15 protein-coding genes and 2 pseudogenes are annotated in these 21,206 nt (G+C 58.3%); 4 read left to right on the top strand and 13 right to left on the bottom strand.

Translation table 11 applies throughout. From position 1 onward, the window contains the following. Positions 1-505: 505 nt before the first annotated feature. The 8 genes and pseudogenes from NKI61_RS22275 to NKI61_RS22240 all read right to left on the bottom strand — a co-directional run bounded on the left by NKI61_RS22275 (position 506) and on the right by NKI61_RS22240 (position 6,838). The gene (locus tag NKI61_RS22275) at positions 506-1,480 is read right to left on the bottom strand and encodes a LysR family transcriptional regulator (protein WP_352840842.1); all 975 of its coding nucleotides are present in this window, start codon (positions 1,478-1,480) and stop codon (positions 506-508) included. 64 nt (positions 1,481-1,544) lie between these two features. Then, positions 1,545-2,333, bottom strand: coding sequence for an ABC transporter permease (locus tag NKI61_RS22270; protein WP_023687364.1), 789 nt, complete (start codon positions 2,331-2,333; stop codon positions 1,545-1,547). 3 nt (positions 2,334-2,336) lie between these two features. Then, entirely contained in the window at positions 2,337-3,248 is a 912-nt protein-coding gene (nodI, locus tag NKI61_RS22265; protein ID WP_023685034.1) for a nodulation factor ABC transporter ATP-binding protein NodI, read from the bottom strand. Between the two features lie 54 nt (positions 3,249-3,302). Next, positions 3,303-3,536: pseudogene (locus NKI61_RS22260) on the bottom strand (carbamoyltransferase N-terminal domain-containing protein); the annotation flags it as partial. 37 nt (positions 3,537-3,573) lie between these two features. Further along, complete coding sequence (gene nodS / locus NKI61_RS22255; protein WP_023713711.1) at positions 3,574-4,203, bottom strand: nodulation methyltransferase NodS; 630 nt, start codon at positions 4,201-4,203, stop codon at positions 3,574-3,576. Between the two features lie 13 nt (positions 4,204-4,216). Then, positions 4,217-5,575: a chitooligosaccharide synthase NodC gene (gene nodC, locus NKI61_RS22250; protein ID WP_352840839.1), complete on the bottom strand. Its 1,359-nt coding sequence runs from the start codon at positions 5,573-5,575 to the stop codon at positions 4,217-4,219. A gap of 13 nt (positions 5,576-5,588) precedes the next feature. Beyond that, on the bottom strand, positions 5,589-6,248 hold the full coding sequence (gene nodB, locus NKI61_RS22245; RefSeq protein ID WP_023672235.1) for a chitooligosaccharide deacetylase NodB: 660 nt from the start codon (positions 6,246-6,248) through the stop codon (positions 5,589-5,591). Continuing rightward, a complete protein-coding gene (locus NKI61_RS22240; protein ID WP_352840835.1) occupies positions 6,245-6,838 on the bottom strand; it encodes a NodA family N-acyltransferase in 594 nt (197 codons plus the stop codon). Before NKI61_RS22240 ends, nodB begins: the two co-directional genes overlap by 4 nt. A gap of 236 nt (positions 6,839-7,074) precedes the next feature. On the opposite strand from NKI61_RS22240, the gene NKI61_RS22235 reads away from it, so the two are divergent. Then, the gene (locus NKI61_RS22235; protein WP_352840832.1) at positions 7,075-8,100 is read left to right on the top strand and encodes a LysR family transcriptional regulator; all 1,026 of its coding nucleotides are present in this window, start codon (positions 7,075-7,077) and stop codon (positions 8,098-8,100) included. 80 nt (positions 8,101-8,180) lie between these two features. Here NKI61_RS22235 and NKI61_RS32945 read toward each other — a convergent pair. The 3 genes and pseudogenes from NKI61_RS32945 to NKI61_RS22225 form a co-directional block, all read right to left on the bottom strand. After that, a pseudogene (locus NKI61_RS32945) lies at positions 8,181-8,408 on the bottom strand (IS1634 family transposase); the annotation flags it as partial. Between the two features lie 291 nt (positions 8,409-8,699). Next, entirely contained in the window at positions 8,700-9,731 is a 1,032-nt protein-coding gene (locus tag NKI61_RS22230; RefSeq protein WP_023703127.1) for a LacI family DNA-binding transcriptional regulator, read from the bottom strand. 304 nt (positions 9,732-10,035) lie between these two features. Beyond that, the gene (locus NKI61_RS22225; protein ID WP_023706359.1) at positions 10,036-11,364 is read right to left on the bottom strand and encodes a dicarboxylate/amino acid:cation symporter; all 1,329 of its coding nucleotides are present in this window, start codon (positions 11,362-11,364) and stop codon (positions 10,036-10,038) included. A gap of 1,221 nt (positions 11,365-12,585) precedes the next feature. Between NKI61_RS22225 and nifA the strand changes: the two genes are divergently transcribed. The 3 genes from nifA (at position 12,586) to NKI61_RS22210 (ending at position 16,793) form a co-directional block, all read left to right on the top strand. After that, complete coding sequence (gene nifA, locus NKI61_RS22220) at positions 12,586-14,286, top strand: nif-specific transcriptional activator NifA (RefSeq protein WP_352840845.1); 1,701 nt, start codon at positions 12,586-12,588, stop codon at positions 14,284-14,286. 232 nt (positions 14,287-14,518) lie between these two features. Next, complete coding sequence (gene hisC / locus NKI61_RS22215) at positions 14,519-15,658, top strand: histidinol-phosphate transaminase (RefSeq protein WP_352840829.1); 1,140 nt, start codon at positions 14,519-14,521, stop codon at positions 15,656-15,658. 88 nt (positions 15,659-15,746) lie between these two features. Beyond that, complete coding sequence (locus NKI61_RS22210) at positions 15,747-16,793, top strand: LLM class flavin-dependent oxidoreductase (protein WP_352840826.1); 1,047 nt, start codon at positions 15,747-15,749, stop codon at positions 16,791-16,793. Positions 16,794-17,389: 596 nt separating this feature from the next. Here NKI61_RS22210 and NKI61_RS22205 read toward each other — a convergent pair. After that, positions 17,390-19,282: an ABC transporter ATP-binding protein gene (locus tag NKI61_RS22205; RefSeq protein ID WP_352840823.1), complete on the bottom strand. Its 1,893-nt coding sequence runs from the start codon at positions 19,280-19,282 to the stop codon at positions 17,390-17,392. Beyond that, a complete protein-coding gene (locus NKI61_RS22200; protein WP_352755919.1) occupies positions 19,282-21,150 on the bottom strand; it encodes an ABC transporter ATP-binding protein in 1,869 nt (622 codons plus the stop codon). Before NKI61_RS22200 ends, NKI61_RS22205 begins: the two co-directional genes overlap by 1 nt. Between the last annotated feature and the right edge of the window lie 56 nt (positions 21,151-21,206).

The raw sequence follows: 21,206 nt of genomic DNA, 5'->3' as shown, positions 1-21,206 counted from the left end.
TCATAGACCTGAAGCATGAACAGCGGCGAGATGAGCGCAAGCACGTTGACCACGCCGCTGATCAACACAATGCCCCAAATCGCGGAAGTCAGAGGGAAGGGTCTCAAAGCTGAATCCTTTAAGGAATGGTTGTCACGTAAGTCTCCGGAGGCTGGCGACCCAGCTCCCTATATTGCTCCCCGACCGGCAACCGACTGCATCCGCTCGCTGGTTCAGGATCAGTGCTCCCGCCGAATATGTTTGGTCCCGGCATTTAATGGAGCGGGTCAACAACACCGTCCGGCTGAAAGTTTGGAAGGGATTCATCGTGGTCGGCCGCAAGGGCCCGAACAGGCTTCCGCCTCCACACCTTCAGGCGCGTTCATATTCGTCATCGGACAATTGCAGAAATCGATTGCTTGGATAGGCACACATTTACGAAATGAATTCACTCTCGTTCGCTTCGCCCTTCTGCTGAGCAGTTGCGGGGTCGCAGGCGGCGGGGCATCGCCATCCATGCCTCCTCTCATAGTCGAGGGGGGGGCAGTTTCTCAATTTGGGGACAACTGAGACGTCCGGTGCTCTTAGGCAGAGGAATCATACGAGATCCCTCCTGCAACATCATTTCCCGCATCCACAGGCTTGCCGGATCACTATTGTGGAGCGCAGGCCATTGAACGGCCTCCGTGAATGCGGGAGGAAGTGGCGGCGGAAGTTTGACAATCCGCAGGGGTGTTGTTTTTGCGAAATGCTGCGCCAGCCGTAAGGGCATGGTCCCGATGCGGCTGGTGCCTGCTACAACGGGCGGGATCAGGCTAAAGCCGTGTACGACAACTTCGATGCGTCTCTCGAAACCGTGCTCGAGCAAATACCATTCCTCCATGGAGAGCTGCCGGGTGTCCCCGAATTTGAACACAACCTGCCCCATCGATAAGTATCGCTCCAATGTAAGTGGCTCTGACAGCTGCTTGTTCGTGCCGCAGCCTACGCACACGAGCATATCTTCGAACAGGGCTGCGCGAGGATGTTTCGACATGAACACTTCCGGCATAATCAGAAAATCAACGTCGCCGCGCCGGAGAAGCTCCTCGGGGTCGTCGGAAATAGGGAGACATTCAAAGCGGACGGCGGGAGCTTCCCGCGCAGCACGTTCTACGATCTTCTTAAAAAATACGAGCGTGATGTAATCGGAAAGGATAATCCGGAAGCGACGATCCGATTGGGCTGGGTTGAAGGCGTCCCAGGAAATAATCGATAGCTGGATGTGCAGCAATGCCTCCCTGACTGCTGGGGCGAGCCCCTCAGCGCGCGGCGTCAAAATGAGCTCGCGGCCGCTCATCGTAAATAGCTCATCGCTGAAATAGGCGCGTAACCGAGCAACGGCGGCGCTCATTGCCGGCTGGCTCAGGTTAATACTGCGGGCCGCCGCGGTGACTTTACGTTCCCTGACCAGAGCGTCCAACACAACGAGGAGATTCAGATCGAGTCCCTTAAAACGCATGTCTTGATCTAGGCGGCGTGTGAATGGGTTGCGACCAAACATTCAATTCGAATGGTGAGTAGCGTCAACGCATCAGCCTTCGACGAAAAAGAGCAATCGAAAAGAAGAAGGGCAAAACTGTGTATATGCAAAGCGCGCCGATATGCAGGCCCATTTTGTCAATCGGACGGCCAAGCATCGCTGGACGAATGAGGTCGATTGCATGTGCGAGCGGTAATAAGGAGGCAGCATACTGAAAAGCGCCGGGCAATTGGTTGACCGGAAACATCGCGCCGCAAAGGAACAGCATGGGTGTAATAACAAGCGTATTATAAAATATGAAATATTCATAACTGGGCGCAAGCGCCGTGACGACCATCGCTAGACTCGCGAAGGCGAGGCCATTGAGAGCGATGACTGGCAGCAAGCAGAGGATGGATGGCCAAGATGCGTAGCCGAGCGTGGTAGCAACAATAGTGATTGCTGTGCCCGCCATGAGGGCCTTCGTGGCTGCCCACGCCAATTCGCCGAGTAAGATATCGCCGAGCGTCAGCTGAGTGCATAGCATTCCTTCCCAGGTGCGCTGGTCGCCCATGCGGCCGAAACTCCCGTAGACCGTTTCAGCGGTCGCCGATGCCATCACGCTTGTGGCAACCATGCCAGCCGCGAGAAACGCAATGTACGAAGTGCCCTCAACAGGACCTATCATTGTTCCGATGCCAAAGCCGAGACCGAACAGATAGATCATCGGATCAGCGAGGTTGCCGAGAACCGATGCAAGCCCGATTTTCTTCCATCCAAGATAGTTGCGGCGCCAAACCGCGACCCAATTCCACGCATTGGCGGGCATGCCCGCCGCATAACGTTCGCCCATTGTTCAGTCCTCCATCTCGCGCCCGGTTAACCGCAAAAACACATCCTCGAGATTGGGGGGACGCTGCAGAAGGCGTAGACCCGTGCGCCCGCGTAGCTGCGCCAGCACCTGCTCCGGATCGGGTGCATAGCAAAAAAGCGTCTCACCGCTCACCTCGATGCGCTGTGCGTACGGCCGGATCAGCGCACCTAGTTCATGCGGATTGCCGCCGTAGACCTCCACCACGTCACAGCCGATCTGCTCGTCAATGAGTTCGGACGGGCGACCTTCGGCGATCTTGCGCCCCTCCTCCATAACGCACAGCCGATCGCACAGCCGCTCGGCCTCTTCCATGAAATGGGTAGTCAAAAGAATAGTCTTGCCCCGCGCCAGCAGCGATCGCAGCCGATCCCAGATCAGGTGGCGGGCCTGCGGATCGAGGCCGGTGGTCGGCTCGTCCATCACCAGCAAGTGCGGGTCATTGATGAGCGCACGCGCGAGCGTCAGGCGCCGCTTCATGCCGCCGGACAGTTCGGCGACGCGCGCATCCGCTTTGTTCTCGAGGCGGGCGAACTCAAGCAGCGATGGTATGACCGCATCGATCTGGCGTCTGCTCATCCGGAAGTAGCGCCCGAACACCAACAGGTTCTCGCGTACAGTGAACGCGGCATCAAGATTGTCGAACTGCGGGACCACGCCGATGCGCATACGTGCCAAACGCGCGCGCGCCGGCACTGGAGCGCCGAGCACAGTAATCTTGCCCGCATCAGGCGATGTCATGCCGAGGACCATACGCGCAATCGTGCTTTTGCCCGCGCCGTTCGGTCCCAAGAGCCCGAAGCATTCCCCCGCCGCAACGCGGAACGACAGCCTGTCGACAACGAGCTTGTCATAAGTTTTGCTTACGTCAGTAAGGTCGATCGCTATCATGGACATGGGTTCATTTTACCGAGAGGGACGACAAAACTGGCGGTTGCTTGGTTCCCTGCCGACCTGAAACTGTGACTCGTCTTCGTCATCCCCGCCGTCGATAACGAACTGATCGACATCACAAGGATCTAGCCGCTGCTCCGCTAAAGCGGCGACAATTGCGTCGAGATTATCGATGGATTGGTATCGCGGATCGTTGTGCCGCTTTTCCAGGTCATCGCAGAAGACGAGCCGTCCATCCTGGACCAGGGCGATCGCCCCATCATGGGTCAGCTTGGTACCACAGATGCGCATAGTGTCTCCACGTTAACGGCGATAGATTCGAGATTCATCAGGAAGCGGAAATCGGGTTCCGGAAACGGACGAGCAAGCAGTCTTCGTTGACCGACTCGCCCCGACACTCAAGCCGCTCTACCTCGATCAACGTTTCGTTCAGCATGGCGATGACCGGCTCAGCACCAGCGGCGTGACCCCAGCGACGGCAATTAGCATCCCTTGCCGATCCGAAGATCAGATGCCCGCCTGGCGCAAGCACCCGCACCAGGTTTTTGACGGCCGCGCGCATCTCGGCTATGTCTCCGAGGTAGTAGAGGACCTCCGCCACAACGATCACGTCAAACAACTCGTCGGTCGAAAACTGTTGAACATCGCAGACTATCCAGTTGATGCGCGACGGCTCCTTTATCCGTTGACGTGCTCGAGCAATGGCTTGCGCCACGACATCGATGACGGTGAGCCCTTGGCAGTAGGGGGCTAGTTTTTCCGTGAATGCGCCGGCAGCGCACCCGACTTCGAGGGCATTTGTAATGGAGCCTTGGGCAAGCGCCAGCTGGAGCATTTGCGTGTGGCGCTTCCGCTCGAATGGATTGCCGTCGAGGCGCCACGGATCGTCGGCGGCCAATTCCCGATCAAGCAACTGATGATTCACGTTCTGGGTCAAACTCGTGCACCTCTCGTCCATTAGGTATTTGCGATCACTCGTCGCCGCAAATGTTGTCCGACAGGACTAATTCCGAAGAATCCCGCGCAAGATTGAGCCTGCGAAGCGGAGCCGAATGGGGCGAGAGTTCTGCCCTGCTGGAACCAGTGATCGGAGCTTGGGTGGGGGCCTGTTTTCCCCCAGTGTTCGATGTAGCGACAGCAGAGCTTCGCGACAGCCAATCGCTATTGCTCAAGGTACACAGCGCGTAGGCCTTCAACGGAAGCAAGAGAAAGACGTTGATGAACGTGTGCAGCGAAAAGCCAAGAAATCGAAATTGTCGGGCACGAAATGCTACCACGCTGCATCGGAGCATGGTCATGGACACAATCATCAGTCCTGTCCACCAAGGCACAGTGCCTGTCAGTGCGAAATGTGCGAGGCCCGTTAATACCGATAGGGCGAGGAGTAGCGCGCCGAGATTCTGTCCGACCACGTCCAACGTGAGATAGCTATTTAGGCTAGGCAGCAAGCGCAGCCCAAGCAGCGTGTCCCGGAATGTGCTTCGTGCCCAACGGAGTTGTTGGCGCAGATACGGTCCGAGTCTGTTCGGAACGACTGTGGCCGCGATGGCGCTCGGAACGTATTCGGTTCGAAAGCCTGCTTTCAGCATCAGGATAGTGAGATGGCGATCCTCACCGAAGTCGCTTGGCTTGCCCCGAAAAAATTGCGACTCGTACTGGTCCAGTAACAAAAGGAGCGCAGACCGGCGGTACATGGCACATGGGCCGCAACAGCACATAACGGCACCGAAGCGAGCCTGTGCCGCGCGCTCCTCGTTGCAAGCCAGCCAGTACTCCATGTCTATCAGCCTGGTCAGCCAGCTCTCGGTTCGGTTACTGGCCGTCAACTGACCCATGACTGCGCCGACCGCTGAATCTCGCATCTTCGGTACAAGCTTGGAAATGACGTCGGGCGCGAGTACCGTGTCTGAATCAACGTTAAGCACCAGATCCCCTGATGAGCGTCGTATCGCGGCGATCTGCGCCTTGCGCTTTCCAACATTCTCGGGAAGCAAAATGATGTCGAACCTGGGGTCGCGCGCGTAGTCTTCGTGGACAGTTCCTAAGGCTTCGCGATTTCCAGAACCGTCATCAACCAAATAGACCCGAAGTCTTCCGGCGTATTCTTGGTCTGCAATGGAAGCCAGGCACTCTGAAAGCGTGCGCGGATCCTCGTTGAAGCAGGGGACGATGACATCCACGCTGGGCAGTTTGTCGGAGCCGGCGAGAACCTCCAACGCCGACGAATCCTTTGTCGGCATAGCATAAAGCCCTTGCATGCTCTTATAGGCAGTCGAGAGCAGTGCATAAAGCGAAATGGCCACAGTGCTGGTTGTACCAAGAAGAGTCATGGGATCTCGTTGTTCAGTGATGTTGAGGAAGTGAGCGGATTACAAATCCGCGCTCACGCAGTGCTGGAATCAGCCGGGACAGCGCCGTGACCGTCTGGTCGCGCATGCCGGCGTGAGCGCCCTGGCTCAACTCGCCGGGAGGGCATCCGTCGTGCAAGAGTACAATTGCGCCCGGCCGGACGGAGGCGAGCACTTTATCGATAATCGCCTCGACTCCAGGGCGAGACCAATCTCGAGGGTCGACGGACCAATGAAGGGCCGCCAGCCCGGCGATCTGTGATGCTGTGCAGACTTCTTCGCTCCAGGCGCCGTAGGGCGCGCGAACAAAGCGGACCGAGGCCTGCGGGCACGCTCTCATGATGGCGTCGTTCGCTTCAAAGACCTCACGTTGCACTTCGCCGAAACCGCATTGGTACAGATCCGGATGAGACATCGTGTGGTTGCCTACCTCGTGCCCTTCTGCGATCATCCGTTGGATTAGATATGGGTGCTCTAAGGCGTAGGCGCCGATGACGAAGAAAGTCGCCGGTACCCGCTGCTCTGCCAGCACGTCGAGAATCTCCGGTGTGAAAAGTGGATTGGGACCGTCGTCAAACGTCAGATAAACGCTTCGACGGCCGGTGCCGTCAGAGCACTCTCGGCGCACTTCGTACAAGCAATCGGACCGGCTCATAGCTCTGGTCCGTTCCGATCTATCATCGTGCCCGTGGGCCATTCGCTGATCGGCCGTCCAACTGGCAGAACAATTGTGAGTGCGTCATCGATGCGTGTGGGCGGCAGGTCGAGGCGGGCCTCTGGTCGGGTGGAGCGCACGCGAATTCCCGACAAAACGGCCATAGGGCTGTATCGCCGTCCGAACCTCTCAACATGATTCCGCAGCGCGTCCCTGACCGTTCCGAAAGCGAATGGAACGCCAAGCTCCTGCAGTATTGGAAGCATGACATGGATTGAATGGGCGATTCCCAGACCCTCAAGGTCCGGACGTACCCCGTACAGGCCCAGTTCAGCCACCAACAGGTCGACCGCGTCGACCTTGATGAAACGGCGCAGTATGCCCATGTGAGCCGCTACACCGCTTGAATCATAAGCGATTACGCGGAGTTCAGGCCTGGCTCCGGCCCAGCTTCGACTACCTTCGAACGGTTCTGCGTTGGAGGCCCCAGTCGGCCCGTACGTATCACGAAAGAAATCGGCGAGCTCAACGTGATCGGAGAGCTGCAACTCGTTTTCCCAGCACAACTTCCACTGCACCTGATGGCGCATTCAGGACCTCTCTTCATATTGGTTTTTGCGGCCGCATTACTCGACCAAAGCGGCGTGTTGGCTGCACTCAGCCGTTGTCGTTGGCGAAGGTGAGCCAGACGCTCTCTCGAGTTCCGGCCCGTGTCGTCGATTTGAGCTTGACGTCGCTCATTTTCCGTTCCTCTAATGCATGGCTCGTAAATTCGTAAAATTGATTGTTTGAATGATACGCATCCACGCGTTGGATAGAACATGACATGCGTTTTAAAGGGCTGGATCTAAATCTCCTCGTTGTGCTGGACGCTCTGATGAGGGAGCGTAAAGTCACTGCCGCGGCTCGCAGTATCAACCTGAGCCAGCCGGCCATGAGCGCCGCCGTTGCTCGGCTACGCGCCTATTTTAACGATGAGCTATTTACGATGAACGGCCGCGAGCTCATTTTGACGCCGCGCGCCGACGGGCTCGCCCCAGCAGTCCGGGACGCATTGCTGCACATCCAGCTATCGATTATTTCCCCCGACGCCTTCAACCCGGTCCAATCGGATCGTCTCTTCCGAATCATGCTTTCCGATTACATCACGCTCGTATTTTTTAGGAAGATAGTAGAGCGCGCTGCGCGGGAAGCTCCCGCCGTCCGCTTTGAATGTCTGCCTATTTGCGACGACCCCGAGGAGCTTCTCCGGCGCGGCGACGTTGATTTTCTGATTATGCCGGAAGTGTTCATGTCGAAACATCCTCGCGCAGCCCTGTTCGAAGATAAGCTCGTAGGCGTAGGCTGCGGCACGAACAAGCAGCTGTCGGAGCCACTTACATTCGAGCGATACTTGTGCATGGGGCATGTTGTGCTCAAATTCAGGCACACCCGGCAGCCCACCATGGAGGAATGGTATTTGCTCGAGCACGGTTTCGAGAGACGTATCGAAGTTGTCGTACAGGGCTTTAGCCTGATCCCGCCCGTCCTGTCAGGCACCAGCCGCATCGGGACTATGCCCTTACGGCTGGCGCAGCATTTCGCAAAAACAACACCCCTGCGGATTGTCCAACTTCCGCCGCCACTTCCTCCTCCTGCATTCACGGAAGCCGTTCAATGGCCTGAGCTTCACAATAGTGATCCGGCAAGCATGTGGATGCGGGAAATGATGTTGCAGGAGGCATCTCGCCTGGCGCCTTTGCCTGAAATCATTGAGCGTCTCGGGCACGCCGATCCGACCTTTCGTTTCTTGGTACCGACTGCCACCTCGAAATCGCGTGCGAAGTCCCGGAAGATGTTGAGCCCCACCTAATCACCGCCTGTAAGACAGGCTGATCAGCATGTTCGACAAGCGCCGGCGCGGCGCGTGTTACCTACGTTCTGGGGCTGATCTCAGGCGAGTTGCTCGTCAAGGATGTGTGGCAGAGTGATGCCAGCTGCCTTGATTGCCCGCTTTGGCCGTAGGTGGTGACGACGCGAGCATTCTTTTCGATGGCGGCTTCTGGAGGCGGACGCGATCGCGTAGGAGCGGTTGCCCTTCGGGCGTCGGGCCTTTGGCCCGGCAGAGCGGCGCAGTTCCTTGCTAAGTGCGAGGGGCCGGAATGAGCAGAACACACGCCCGGGCTGCTACTGAATTGACTGCCGCCTCGATTTGCGTGCGAAGTCCCAGAAGATGGTTAGCCCGGTTAAATTCCTACCTTGCCGGCTGTGCCGCGGCTTTTCACGTGCAGCCAGGCGAGGAGATGGCGGTCGACGAGGTCGACCCCAAATGGACTGTGCTGGCCTCGCTCGGCTCTTGCCGTGCGGGATCATTGACCACACCCCCTGCACGAGAACGTGGGGCATGTTGGCAAGTGAAGCCGGTGGAGGTTGACGCTGCGGATCTAGGCAATCTACCTCGCGCTTCCGCCTTCATATATTTTCCGGCAGATGGATGTCGAACGGCAGAAATGTCTGTCCGGGTGTTTCAGCGGTGCCGGTCTCGATAGCCCGTGTCATCAGCGTTATCAGCTCCTGGCAAAGCCGGCGCATTGGCGTGGCGACCGCCATCGTGACGATGTTATCTGCAAGCGCTGCCCGAGACTCAGGTGTGATTTCATTCACGATCGCGACGAGATCCCGACTTTTGCCCTCTTCTCGGAGCGCGGAGATCGCGCCCTCCATGCCGCCGCCGGCGACATAGAAGCCGACGAGCTCGGGCTCCCGCTGCATGAGATCAAGCGTTGCCTCGTAGGTGATCTGCCGTTTCTCGAGGTTCATGACCGGATCCAGCACCTCGAACGTGGGCGCGTTCTCACGGCAATAGGAGCGAAAGCCGACGTCACGGAGCTCGTGCCCCTGGAAACGATGGCTGCCGACAAACACCGCCACTTTGCCGGGCCGTTTTGCGACCTTGGACACCATCCAAGCGGCCGTGCGCCCCACCTTGCGGTTGTTAAGGCCGATATACCCCTGTCGCACGCCGGCGGCGAAGTCGGAAAGCAGCGAGAAAACCGGAATGCCCTTGGCCTTGAGGTCCTCAACCGCTGCTGTGATTTTCGGGTGGTCCGGTGCCACCATCGCGATTGCATGGCAGCGTGCGCCCAACTCCTTGAGCGGCGCGATCAGGTCGCTCGGCATATGTGACGGGGCGAATTCGACGAGCGGAATGCCGTGGAAGGACTGGGCCAAATTGACCGATGCTTCGACCTCGCGCGCTAAATCTTGGTAGAAATGCTGGGCCGGTTTTCTCAAGATGAAGCCCAGACGGTAGTGCGGTAGGTCTCGCCGCAACCGCTGCTTGATTAGCCCGGCAGCATGATAGCCGATCGCCTGGGCGGCGTCGTGGACCCGCCGCGCGGTCTCCTCGCGCACCGGATGGCGGGCGTTCAGAACCCGATCGATCGTTGCTACGCTGACTCGGGCTTCGCGGGCGAGATCGGCAATTGTGGGGCGCTTGGTCATAGGTCCTATTCTGATTGGTTTTTGACGCGGGCCGGCTCTCTGTCCGCCTAGCGCGTTTCGGTTTCGGGTGGCAAAGTGAAGACGTCCCCATACGAATGGGCACAACGTGTTGGACGAACATCATTGCAGACGTAAACCGGCCGGGTATACTGAAAGGCTCATTCGCTTAAAGGGCGGTGACGATTTGCACTCACACATTTAGCGCTTCTGATACATGGTCCGTGAGGAGCCGTTTAGAGGCTGCGGGTCGGTCGTTCAGTTATGTGACCAGCTAAGCGACTTGACAGGTCGTGGGCCGCCCACCTTACTTGCAGGAGGGTAGCCGGTTTGATGCCTCGGTAAGCTGATGACCGCTGAAGGCAGCTTTCATCTGTGCTCGGTCCAACTCTCCTTCCCAGCGTGCGACGACGAGGGATGCCACTGCGTTGCCGACGCAATTCGTCAGCGCCCGGCATTCGGACATGAATCGGTCGATGCCGAGTATCAGTGCCATCCCAGCAACGGGAACACTCGGAACTACCGCGAGCGTAGCCGCCAGGGTGATGAAGCCCGCACCTGTCACACCTGCAGCGCCCTTGGAGGAAAGCATTGCTACGAGCAGCAGCAGCACCTGATCGCCGATGGACAGATCCGTGTTCGTCGCCTGTGCGATGAAGAGAGCCGCTAGCGTCATGTAGATATTCGTGCCGTCCAGATTGAACGAATATCCGGCCGGGATGACGAGACCCACAACCGAACGCCTGGCGCCCGCCTTCTCCATTTTCTCCATCAGCGACGGGAGCGCCGCCTCCGAGGAGGACGTTGCGAGGACAAGCAGCAGCTCTTCCTTGATGTAACGAATGAGAGAACAAATCGAAAAGCCGTTGTACCGGCAGACTGCGCCGAGAACCCCGAACACGAAGAGGAAGGCGGTGAAATAGAACGTCGCGACCAGCATCGCGAGGTTGACCACCGAACCGATGCCATATCTGCCGATGGTGAAGGCCATCGCGCCAAAAGCGCCGATCGGCGCGGCCTTCATCAGAATTCCGACGAGCTTGAAGACAGGCACAATGAGCGCCTGGAGGAAGGAAACGACAGGCTTGCCCGTCTCTCCGGCCATCGCAAGCGCCATGCCGAACAGAACCGAGAAGAACAGCACCTGCAGGATGTCGCCTTCCGCGAAGGCACCGACGATCGTTGGCGGGATGATGTTCATCAGGAAGCCGGTGACCGACTGCGCTTTGGCTTTTGCGGCATAGGTATTCACGGCCTGGACATCGAGCGAGGCCGGATCGATGTTCAGGCCGTCGCCAGGCTGGACGACATTGGCGACGATGAGGCCGACGATCAGCGCGAGCGTTGAGAAGGTGAGGAAATAAACCATTGCCTTGCCGGCGACCCGGCCGACCTTATGAAGATCGTTCATGCCAGCAATGCCGGTCGCAATTGTCAGGAAGATGACAGGCGCGATGATCATCTTGACCAGCTTGATGAAGGCATCACCCAGCGGCTTCAGGCTCTCGCCGGTCTCCGGATAAAAATAGCCAATTGCGACGCCGAGCGCGATGGCGGCAAGCACCTGGGCGTAGAGCTTGGTGTAGAAGGGTTTGCGGGGCGCGGGACTCGCGCCGCGGACTTGTGCAGCTGACACTGTTTCTCTCTCCCTGACCGGATCGAGGTGGCGTGACTTCTCCCGGGCTTCTCCCTATCGCGGCGCTCCGGTCGAACGCTGCACCAACGCCGCCGCAATACCCATGCCAGATGAATCCGCATCACCTGAACTGACGTGGGCTCGCCAATGATGGAGGAATGCGGTGTCAGACCAGCGGGCAAGGTCGCGGTCCGAACGCCCTTGATGGTCTCTGGCAGAGTGCTGCCGGTCGATCCCTCTGGCTAGCGGTTTGCTGCACAGAGCGTGGTGGGTTCCTCGTTAGCCGGCTTTGGACCGGGCCCCATCGTTGGCGCCAGCGCGTACCAATAGGTCGCCTGTTCAAGGCCGTCCAGATGACAGGCTAACTTACCCCTGTTCGGAAGCGCTCGTTTCTAGACAGCCTACGACCATGCAGCCACTGCAATCACAGAATAAATTCGGACGGCCTTTTGGACGACCCATTTTGCAAATCAACGCCCGCAGCAGGGGCAGCCGTTTCCAAGCGGTCGCATCGTAATCTGTTCAGACTTTTCGATACGCTCATTGAGTGTGCCGATTTCGGCCCCCAGTGATGGTGCTGACCACGACGATGCAATTCATAAAGTTGCGAGCACCGCCTACGAAGTCGTACTCGACGCCAGCTTCGCGCCTTCACACGCGACATCGCCGCCGCCTGATCAACTCGAGAAAGATGGCGGTTGCCGCAACGGACCAGTGCCGTTGGCTGTTATTATCGCTCCCGCCCCTCCTTCGCGGGCGCTGGTGAATGGCACGGCCCCGCATTTACACTCCGCGCGGTCAGCCGCTCGGGCAAGGCATGGCCGGCCCAGGTATTTCTGCTTCAACGCAAAGATAGAACTGATGAATCCTATCATAGGCCGCGAGGTTTCCTTTCACAGATGAAAGAAAGCTCGATTGACTATGCCGCCTCGCTCCAGTCTTTTGAAAACAACGTGTGTTTGCCGGGGCAAGCCCAATAACATGGCCAAGCTTCGTGGAGGGAGTAGCCAAGCGATGCGTCAGGGCTAGACCCGCTTTGCACTCGACCACACGGCGGCGGCACGAGTTCACGTCGGAGCATATTCGCGCGTGCCCGCGACGTCGCGGGCGCACATGCCGCCAGCCTAGATTTGATGGCGCGAGATCGAGGATCACATGCACCACAACATGAGCAAGTCAGAACAGAATGCCCGCGACTGCGGCATATCGCTGCCGAATGCGATGAAGGGTTGTCCAAAGCCCGACACGAATCCTGCGAATGTGGCATTGCACGAGCGCGCACTAACCGGCATCTTCGAAATATCGAAAGTACTCGCCGATGCCGCCCGGCTCGAACTCAAGTTGGCCAAGGTAGTCGACCTCCTGCACTCGTTTGTGCAGATGCGGCACGGCATCATCGCTCTCTGCGATGCCGAGGGCGGACTGGACATCACAGTGGCCAGCGGCTGCGGCACGAACGGCAATGAGCCCTCCCGGTCGCGCCTGCCGCGCAACGCCATCGATCAGATTGTGACGAACGACACGCCGCTCGTCGCCGACGACATAGCGATGCATCCGACCTTCACTGCCACTGATATCGAGGTGCTTGGGGCCTCCGACACCGTGTCGTTCATCGGCGTTCCCATTCGTGTTGATGGGAACGCCATAGGCGCGCTGACTTTGGACCGGGTTTTGGAAAGCAGGTCAAGCTATGGGCTCGACGATGATGTCCGGCTGCTCACCATGATTGCCAACATGGTGGGACAGACAGTCAAGTTGCATCGCTTCTCCGCGGCCGACAGCGAGCGAGCGCCGGAGCTGGAACATCGGCTGCAAACGAAATTTTCTGATGTTAAGCACCCTGCACCCCGGCGCAAAAAGGTTCACGTCGAGGGGATGATTGGTGACAGTCCGGCGATAAGCGCCCTGCTGGAGAAGATCGCGGTCGTAGCGAAGGCAAAAACCACAGTTCTGTTGCGAGGTGAGTCCGGTACCGGGAAGGAGCTGGCTGCCAAGGCAATTCACGAGTTGTCGCCGCGCGCCAAGCGGCCCTTCGTTAAACTCAATTGTGCAGCGCTCCCAGAGACAGTCCTGGAATCCGAATTGTTCGGTCATGAGAAGGGTGCCTTCACAAGCGCATTCAATTCCCGCAAGGGGCGCTTTGAGCTCGCTGACAAGGGGACGTTGTTTCTGGATGAGATTGGCGAGATCTCGGCCTCGTTCCAGGCAAAGCTACTGCGCGTGCTGCAGGAGCAGGAGTTTGAGCGCGTCGGCAGCAATCAGACCATCAAGGTCGACGTTCGCGTGATTGCCGCCACGAACAGGAACCTGGAAGAGGCGGTTGCAAGGAATGAGTTCCGCGCCGACCTATACTACCGCATCAACGTGGTTCCCTTGCTGGTACCAGCATTGCGCCAAAGGCGCAGCGATATTCCGCTCCTCGCAGCTGAGTTTCTCAAGAAGTTCAACAACGAGAACGGCTGTACGCTCACCTTCGATCCGCGTGCGATTGAAGTGCTGATGAAATGTGAGTTTCCCGGCAACATTCGCGAGCTTGAAAATTGCGTGCACCGGACAGCGATCCTGGCCGAGGGACTGTCAATCGGGAGAAACGACTTTGCCTGCTCCCAAGGCCAATGCTTTGCCGAGGCGCTGTGGAAGTGCAGATCGGGCAAGGCCGCGCTGCAACCACCGCCGATCCTGCCGGAGTCAGCGAATTTGGCCACGCCCCCGGACGAGGCCGCCAGTTCGGCCGCGACTACAGGCCCGCTTGCCGGCGCAACCCACCCAATTGGCGCGAGGACGCCCGATATAGAGCGCGTCATTGCTGCCATGGAAAGATGTGGCTGGGTGCAGGCAAAGGCAGCGCGCTTGCTTGGGCTGACCCCGCGCCAGATTGGCTACGTGCTGAGGAAATACGGCGTCGAGATCAAGCGTCTTTGAAAGCATGACCCTGGGCATGAGCTGAGCCGCTTAGCGCCTTGGCGCCGCGCAGCGATGCAGATCCGCGTGCGCGTCAACTCGATTCGACCGAAGACAGCCTGGCTGAATTCCCATCTCAGCCGGCGCTGCGACCATTGTGTGAAAGGCAACCCTGCCATCGTCAATCCCGTCCGCCATGTTGCTCTCGTTGCGAGCTCATACGCATGCCCCCTGTACTGAAACGGAGTCAAATATGTCCGACGCAAAACTGCAAACTGTGCTTTCGGCTCTTTCGCAAGTGACACGACAGTTGGATGCTCTGCCGTCCAACGGACCAGCGCCGGACGCAAATCTTATCAAGCTGAATACGAATGAGAACCCGTTTCCGTTGCCGCCAATCATAATGCAAAGTGCAGTGGCGGCCCTCAAGCGCCAGTATCTATATCCGGATGACGATAACTTCAGATTGAGGGAAGCAGCGTCCAGCACCTATGGCGTTTCCAGGGATCAGGTCATCGCTGGCAACGGGTCGTCTGAACTGCTCGGACTGATCTACAGAGCTTTCCTCGCACCCGGCGACAAGGTTGCGATGATGTCGCCAGGGTTTTCGTTCAACCGCAAACTTGCCATGCTTCAGGGCGCTGAGTTCCTCGAAATCGGATGTCAAGCTCATTCCCTGCCAATGGAGCAATTGCTTTCCGGTGCGGCAAAAGACGCCAAGTTTATTATGTTGGCCAATCCAAACAATCCGACCGGAACATTCCTCCCGATAAGCGATATCGAATGCCTCGTAGCACAATCGGACCGCTTGATTGTCCTTGATGAGGCCTACGTCGACTTTGCACCCGATCACGGACTGCGCCTCATCAACCGGTATTCGAATCTTCTGATCTTGAGGTCATTCTCGAAAAGCTATGCCGCCGCCGGCATTCGCGTCGGTTTCGGTTTCGGTCACCCTGAAATTATTGGAAGGCTGCGAAACATCCAGAACGTCTTCAACATGAACGTGATCGGGCATGCCGTTGGTATCAGCGTGCTTGCGCATCGCGGCGCCTACGCAGACAACCACAAGCACATCAAGGATGAACGAGAGCGAGTGACAGTTGCACTATCGCAACTCGGATTTTCCGTAACACCCTCCCGCGCAAATTTCTTGCTGGCCCGTGTGCCCGCGGGACAGGACGGCTCATGGTGGCAAGCAGCATTGGAGAGGCAAAAGATACTTGTCGCGTTTTTTCCGGACAAAGGCTTGGAACACTGTATCCGCGTCAGCATCGGCACAAAAGAGCAGATGGATGAATTTCTTGCTGCCGCTGGCGACATTGCTGGAAGCTTAACGGTGCCAAGCTCCAGAGGCAGGGAAGCGTCAGGCTCTGCTTCTTTGTTACGCTGACGCTAATCGGCGATCACACACATCTCTTCCGACTTGCTGGTGATCCCAGCAAGAAAACAGCCTGCTTTTAAAATCGGGGACTTAAAGAGTGACAAACGTCTTTCCTTCAAACCTGGCTTTCGGCATCTTCGATCATTTGGATGAGGATGGCCGCGATATAGGCCGGCAGTACGAAGATCGCCTGATATTAGCAGAGGCGTGCGATCAGCTAGGGTTCTATGCCTATCATCTCGCAGAACACCACTGTACTCCCCATGGGAGAGGTCCATCGCCGAATCTGTTCTTATCGAGCGTCGCCCAGCGCACCCGGCGCTTGCGTCTCGGACCCTTGGTGATGCTGCTTGCGCTTTATCATCCGCTGCGTGCGTTCGAAGAGATCTGTATGCTGGACCAGTTGAGCGGTGGCAGGCTCGAACTGGGCATAGGGCGCGGTGCTCTCCCGACCGAATTGGGCTACTTCGGGATTGGTGCGGACGCGGTGCCGGGCCGTTATGCCGAAGCCAGCGAAATTCTTATGCAAATACTTGTGAATTCGAGGGAGGTCGGCACGCTATGCTATCAAGGCCGCCATTTTGATCTCAATGACGTTCCTTTGACGCTAAGACCTCATCAGCGTCCACATCCGCCCACATGGGTCGCTGCCAATCGACGCGAGTCCACAGCTTGGGCCGCTGCGAATGGAACAAATATCGCGTGTGTAGGACCTTCCTCTTCTGTTCGCAAAACTACTGATGCGTTCCGCGCCTATCGAGAGGACAACGCAGGCGGGGGGGATCAAGGGAGATTTGTCGGATTGCTCCGCATGGTCGTGATTGGGCGTTGTGACACACATGCCTATTCGCTCGCGGCACCTGCTTACGCACGCTGGCTCAAGAGCTTCCAATTCCTTTACGAGCTTAACGCTATCCCCACTCCACCAAACTTGCCGCTGACCTTCGATGCGGCAGTCGAGAGTGAATTGTGCGTGGTAGGATCAGCAGAGTCTGTGCGAAAAGCTCTGCTAGATCAGTTGGAAGAGGCAGGTGCCAACTACCTGCTTTGTCAAATGGCATTTGGAAATCTGCCGCTAGATGCTTCCCTTTACACCGCGAGGACGATTCAGTCCGAAATCATGGCTCGACTTGGCTCACCATGAAATTCGCTGTCAGAGGTTAAATCGTTGTGCAGCGCTCTCACACTCACGTGATCGAGCGTGCACGTGGTGGGGCGGGCAATCGAGAGGAGGCCAAACTGACGACGAGCAGGCGGCACAGGATACCAGCTTGTGCGTTGGCTGGCGTCTGGGCATCGTGTGAACATGCACGATCCTAAGGAGAGGGTAGCCGAGCGCGTCACGATGCCGGCACGCGTCTGCTCGTCGCGCTGGCGCTAGTCGTTGCCCATAGCCAGCCGCAGGAGGTTCTTCTCGCCCGGGGCGGCGTCGGTGCGGCGCCCACTAATCCAGCTTCATCAGCGGCCCGTCGGTGGCAAAGCCGTCACTCGCTACGGCGCTATTGAGGGCGCGCTCGCGAGCGGCTTTGCGACGCCCAGCCAACATCTCCAGCGAGCTCGCCCGATGATGGTGGTGCACCGCGGTCGGATACGATGCTGGAGGAAATCGTTCGCAGCCGGTCTTCACGAATTGCGGGGAGTGCTCGTTCTTGAGTGCTGGCTGCTGGCCGGATGCGGTGGCCTGAGTGGTCTGCCGACACGCCCGAAAGTCAACGCCACTACCACAAGGCCGCCAAGATGTCAGGTCTGAGAGCCAGCTTGGACGGTGGTATCGTGTTCGGGAAGGTCGTCGAAGGAGGCGTAGTTGAGATAGTAGAGTTTGGAATACAGGCCGCCCATGGCTATTAACTCATCGTGGTTGCCAGTCGCAATAACTTGGCCATTCTGAAGCACGATGATGCGGTCGGCCCCCCGGACCGTGGCGAGACGGTGGGCGATGACGAGGCCAGTCCGCCCTTCAAGCAGCTTGATCAGAGCCTTCTGAATCTGCAATTCCGTGTAGCTGTCGATGTTGGCGGTAGCTTCGTCGAGCACGAGGATCTTGGCGTCAGCGACGAGGGCGCGGGCGAAACTGATAAGCTGGCGCTGGCCGAGAGATAAGTTGTCGCCGCGTTCGCCAAGTTGGGTCTCATACCCGTCGGCGAGGCTCATGACGAAGTCATGCGCGCCGACAGCCTTGGCCGCCTCGATCACCTTGTCGCGCGTGGCTTCCGTCTTCTGGTATCGGATGTTCTCGAAGACCGTCCCGGTGAACAGGAATGGCTCCTGCAGCACCATGGCGACCTGGCGGCCGAGCGATTCCTGGGTGACGTCGCGTACATCATGTCCGCCGACCAGCACCTGACCCTGCTGAACATCATAGAAGCGGTGGACCAGGGCCATCGCACTCGATTTGCCAGAACCGCTCGGTCCGACTAGTGCGACCGTCTCGCCCGGATTGACCTTGAACGAGACATTTTTCAGAACCGAACGGTTCGGATCGTAGCCGAAGGTGACGTCCCTAAACTCGACCGAGCCGTCCATTTCGGGCGAAAGCACCTCGGCATTGGGTTTGTCCTTAACATCGATCTTGACGTCGAGCACATCCGTCAGGCGCTTGCCTGAGGCCATGGCGCGCTGCATGACCGAATATTGCAGGGTGAGTGAGCGGATCGGGTCAAAGAAGCGCTGGATGTAAAATAGGTAGGCTACCAACACGCCCACATCTATACGGCTATTCATGACCATCGAGCCGCCGACCACAATAACGGCGGCCAAGGCGAGGCCGGTGATGCCATCGACGATGGGCACCATGACCAGTGCATATCTGGCAGCGATCAGGTGGGTCCTGAGGTTGGCATGGGCCCGATCGTCAAAAAGACTGAAATTCACCTGCTGGCGGTCCATTGACTGTATGGTCCGCACGCCGTGAATGGCTTCGGCCAGCGCGCCATTGACGACGGAATTGGTTTCGTGTGCAGCCATGAAGGCGTCGCGGGCACGCGGCAACCAGACAATGCGGACGATCACCAGGATCGGCAGAACCGATAGCGTCAGGAGGCCGAGGCGAAAGTCGAGCCACAGCATTACGAAAACGATGCCGAAGAGAAGCGCAACATCGCCTAGGGAATATACCGAGGTTTCCAAGAACTCCTGTATGGAGTTAACGTCGCCTTGCAGGCGCGACATCAGGCGTCCGACCTCGGTCTTGTCCATGAAAGAGAGCGAAACCTTTTGCAGATGGCCAAACATGGCGCGGCGGATGTCGAACAGGACAGTTTCGGCCATTTTCCCGTCCAAGGCTTCCTGCATGTAGCCGGCGGCGAAATTGACCAAAATCGCCGAAAGGAACGCGCCGACGGCCGCAAGCTGGGCTGAGCGATCGGGCCTTGCCGGGTTCATGCCGAGGTCGATCGCGTAGCGGATGATCAAGGGGATGAGAAGCTGCGTCCCGGTGAAGATCAGCATCGCGACAATCGTGACAACTACCTTTGCCCGGTAGGGATGGACGAAGCCCCAGATGCGACGGAGGATGCTCTTGTCGAAAGCCCGGCCGAACATCTCCTCCTCGATCCGGTGCGAGCCGACGACCGCGCGCGGAGGGCGTCTCCCGTCGTCAGGTTCGGCTTCGAGTTCGCCGCGGCCCTGGTCCATCAGCGGGCGCCCCCATCCTGGCTAATAATGCTATCACCCGGGCACGTCTGGAGATCGTAAAGGGCCCTGTAGCGTCCCCGCTTCGCCAGAAGCTCTTCATGCGTGCCGCGTTCTACGATTTCGCCGTTATCGACAAAAAGGATTTGATCGGCATGCTTAAGCGCACTCAGCCGGTGCGCGATGATGATCGTCACCCGATCCTTTGCGAAGCGCCGCATCGCCGCGCGAATGCGCAGCTCGGTGCCGGCATCGATCGCGGCCATCGAGTCGTCGAAAATGATGACGGAGGGGCGCAGCATCATGGTGCGAGCAATCGTGAGACGCTGGCGCTGGCCGCCAGAGAGAGAAACGCCGCGTTCGCCCACGACCGTCTCATACCCTGCCGGGAGCCCGAGGATGTAGTCGTGGAGCTGGGCGAATTCTCCAGCGCGTTCAATTCGCTGTCTCTTCGCCCAGGGATCGCCATAAGCGATGTTGTTCTCGATCGTTGTTGTGAATAGGAACGCATCCTGCTGTACAACCGCGACCGCCTTGCGAAGGCTCTCGAGGGTGACATTGCGTATGTCCTGGCCGTCCAACGTGATGGCGCCACCGGTCACGTCGTAAAAGCGGGGGACCAGATGAGCCATCGTCGATTTGCCGGAACCCGGCGGACCGACGATAGCGATAGTCTCGCCTCTCCGGGCCTCAAAGCTGAGGTTCTTCAGAATGGCGCGGTTTTCGGCGTTGGGGTAGGCAAATGAGACATTGTGGAAGCGCAGAGTGCCGTCACTTATCTCAAGCGGTCTGGCCTCGAGAGCATCCCTGATGGTGATCTCCTGATCGAGGAGACCGAAAAGCCGCGAACCGCAGCTAGAAGCGCGGGCAAACGCATTGACCATGAGACCGATCTGGCGGACTGGCATTTGCAGCATGGTCATGAAGGTCAGGAAGGTCGCCATGGTTCCGACGCTGATCTCGCCAGCGACGAGCTTGTTGCCACCGATCCCAAGCACCAATCCCATTGCGAAAAAGTAGGACAAGGTCATCGCCGATGTGTTGGGTACGTAGATGTCAACGAGATCGTTGGCGAGGTCGAGCGCGTTCTTGGAAGCGCCGTCGAACTTCAGCATCTCATAGGATTGAGCCGCAAAAGCGCGGACCACACGGATACCTGCGAGATTTTCCTTCATCACGCGGCTTAGTACCGAAAGGCGCTCATAGAGGTCGAGCCAGGTGGCGCGCAGCCTAAGCTGTGTGGTCGATGAGCGCCAAGCGACAAAAGGCACGAAGCTGAGCGCGGCCAAGCCGAGCATCGGATCGGTCGAGATCATCATGTAAGCGCCAATCCCGATCAGCATCGTCAGCAGGAGCACCCGCATGAGCCCGGTGGAAAAATACATCCGCACGCCTTCGAGATCGAGCATTCCGGCGGTTATCAGATCGCCTGAATGGACCCGGTCGTGAAAGGAAAAGCTGAGACGCTGGATCTTGTCGTAGTAGGCGAGCCGCAATTCGTACGCGACATGATGCCCGACGGCTTCGGCAAAATAGTTCTGCGCCATCGTGAAAACGCCGCGTAGCGCGCTGACGGCGAGCAGCAGGAGAGCCGGGGCCCAGAGCGCTTGTCCTGCCGCAGCCCCCGCGACACCGCCCCCGATAGCTGTCTGGGTCTGGTCGACAGCCCGGCCGAGAAGCTGGGGAATGAGCAACTGGAGGATTGCCGCCATGATCGTCGAGCCCATAGCGAGGGCGACCTGCCACGGATGGCGCAGATTCATACGCGTGATGCGCAACAGCGTACTCAAATCCCGGCCCCAGCGCGCCGCTTCAACATGGGCCAACGAATTCAGTGCGTTCGTTGCGCCGCTGACAGCTTCACTGTTCACGGGTGTATTCCCGACTGCATTTTGCGCCTTCGAGGAAAGCCGAAGCAGACATCATC

The sequence above is a fragment of the Mesorhizobium sp. M0514 genome (assembly GCF_040321145.1).
Taxonomy (GTDB): domain Bacteria; phylum Pseudomonadota; class Alphaproteobacteria; order Rhizobiales; family Rhizobiaceae; genus Mesorhizobium.
This window is presented reverse-complemented; position numbering and strand designations above follow the sequence as displayed.

Coding starts and splice junctions, on each gene's coding strand:
- NKI61_RS22270 (WP_023687364.1), bottom strand. CDS start 2,333: ATGGGCGAACGTTATGCGGCGGGCATGCCCGCCAATGCGTGGAATTGG.
- NKI61_RS22235 (WP_352840832.1), top strand. CDS start 7,075: ATGCGTTTTAAAGGGCTGGATCTAAATCTCCTCGTTGTGCTGGACGCT.
- NKI61_RS22275 (WP_352840842.1), bottom strand. CDS start 1,480: ATGCGTTTTAAGGGACTCGATCTGAATCTCCTCGTTGTGTTGGACGCT.
- NKI61_RS22205 (WP_352840823.1), bottom strand. CDS start 19,282: ATGGACCAGGGCCGCGGCGAACTCGAAGCCGAACCTGACGACGGGAGA.
- nodC (WP_352840839.1), bottom strand. CDS start 5,575: ATGACTCTTCTTGGTACAACCAGCACTGTGGCCATTTCGCTTTATGCA.
- nifA (WP_352840845.1), top strand. CDS start 12,586: ATGAAGGGTTGTCCAAAGCCCGACACGAATCCTGCGAATGTGGCATTG.
- nodI (WP_023685034.1), bottom strand. CDS start 3,248: ATGTCCATGATAGCGATCGACCTTACTGACGTAAGCAAAACTTATGAC.
- NKI61_RS22240 (WP_352840835.1), bottom strand. CDS start 6,838: ATGCGCCATCAGGTGCAGTGGAAGTTGTGCTGGGAAAACGAGTTGCAG.
- nodB (WP_023672235.1), bottom strand. CDS start 6,248: ATGAGCCGGTCCGATTGCTTGTACGAAGTGCGCCGAGAGTGCTCTGAC.
- nodS (WP_023713711.1), bottom strand. CDS start 4,203: ATGGACGAGAGGTGCACGAGTTTGACCCAGAACGTGAATCATCAGTTG.
- NKI61_RS22230 (WP_023703127.1), bottom strand. CDS start 9,731: ATGACCAAGCGCCCCACAATTGCCGATCTCGCCCGCGAAGCCCGAGTC.
- hisC (WP_352840829.1), top strand. CDS start 14,519: ATGTCCGACGCAAAACTGCAAACTGTGCTTTCGGCTCTTTCGCAAGTG.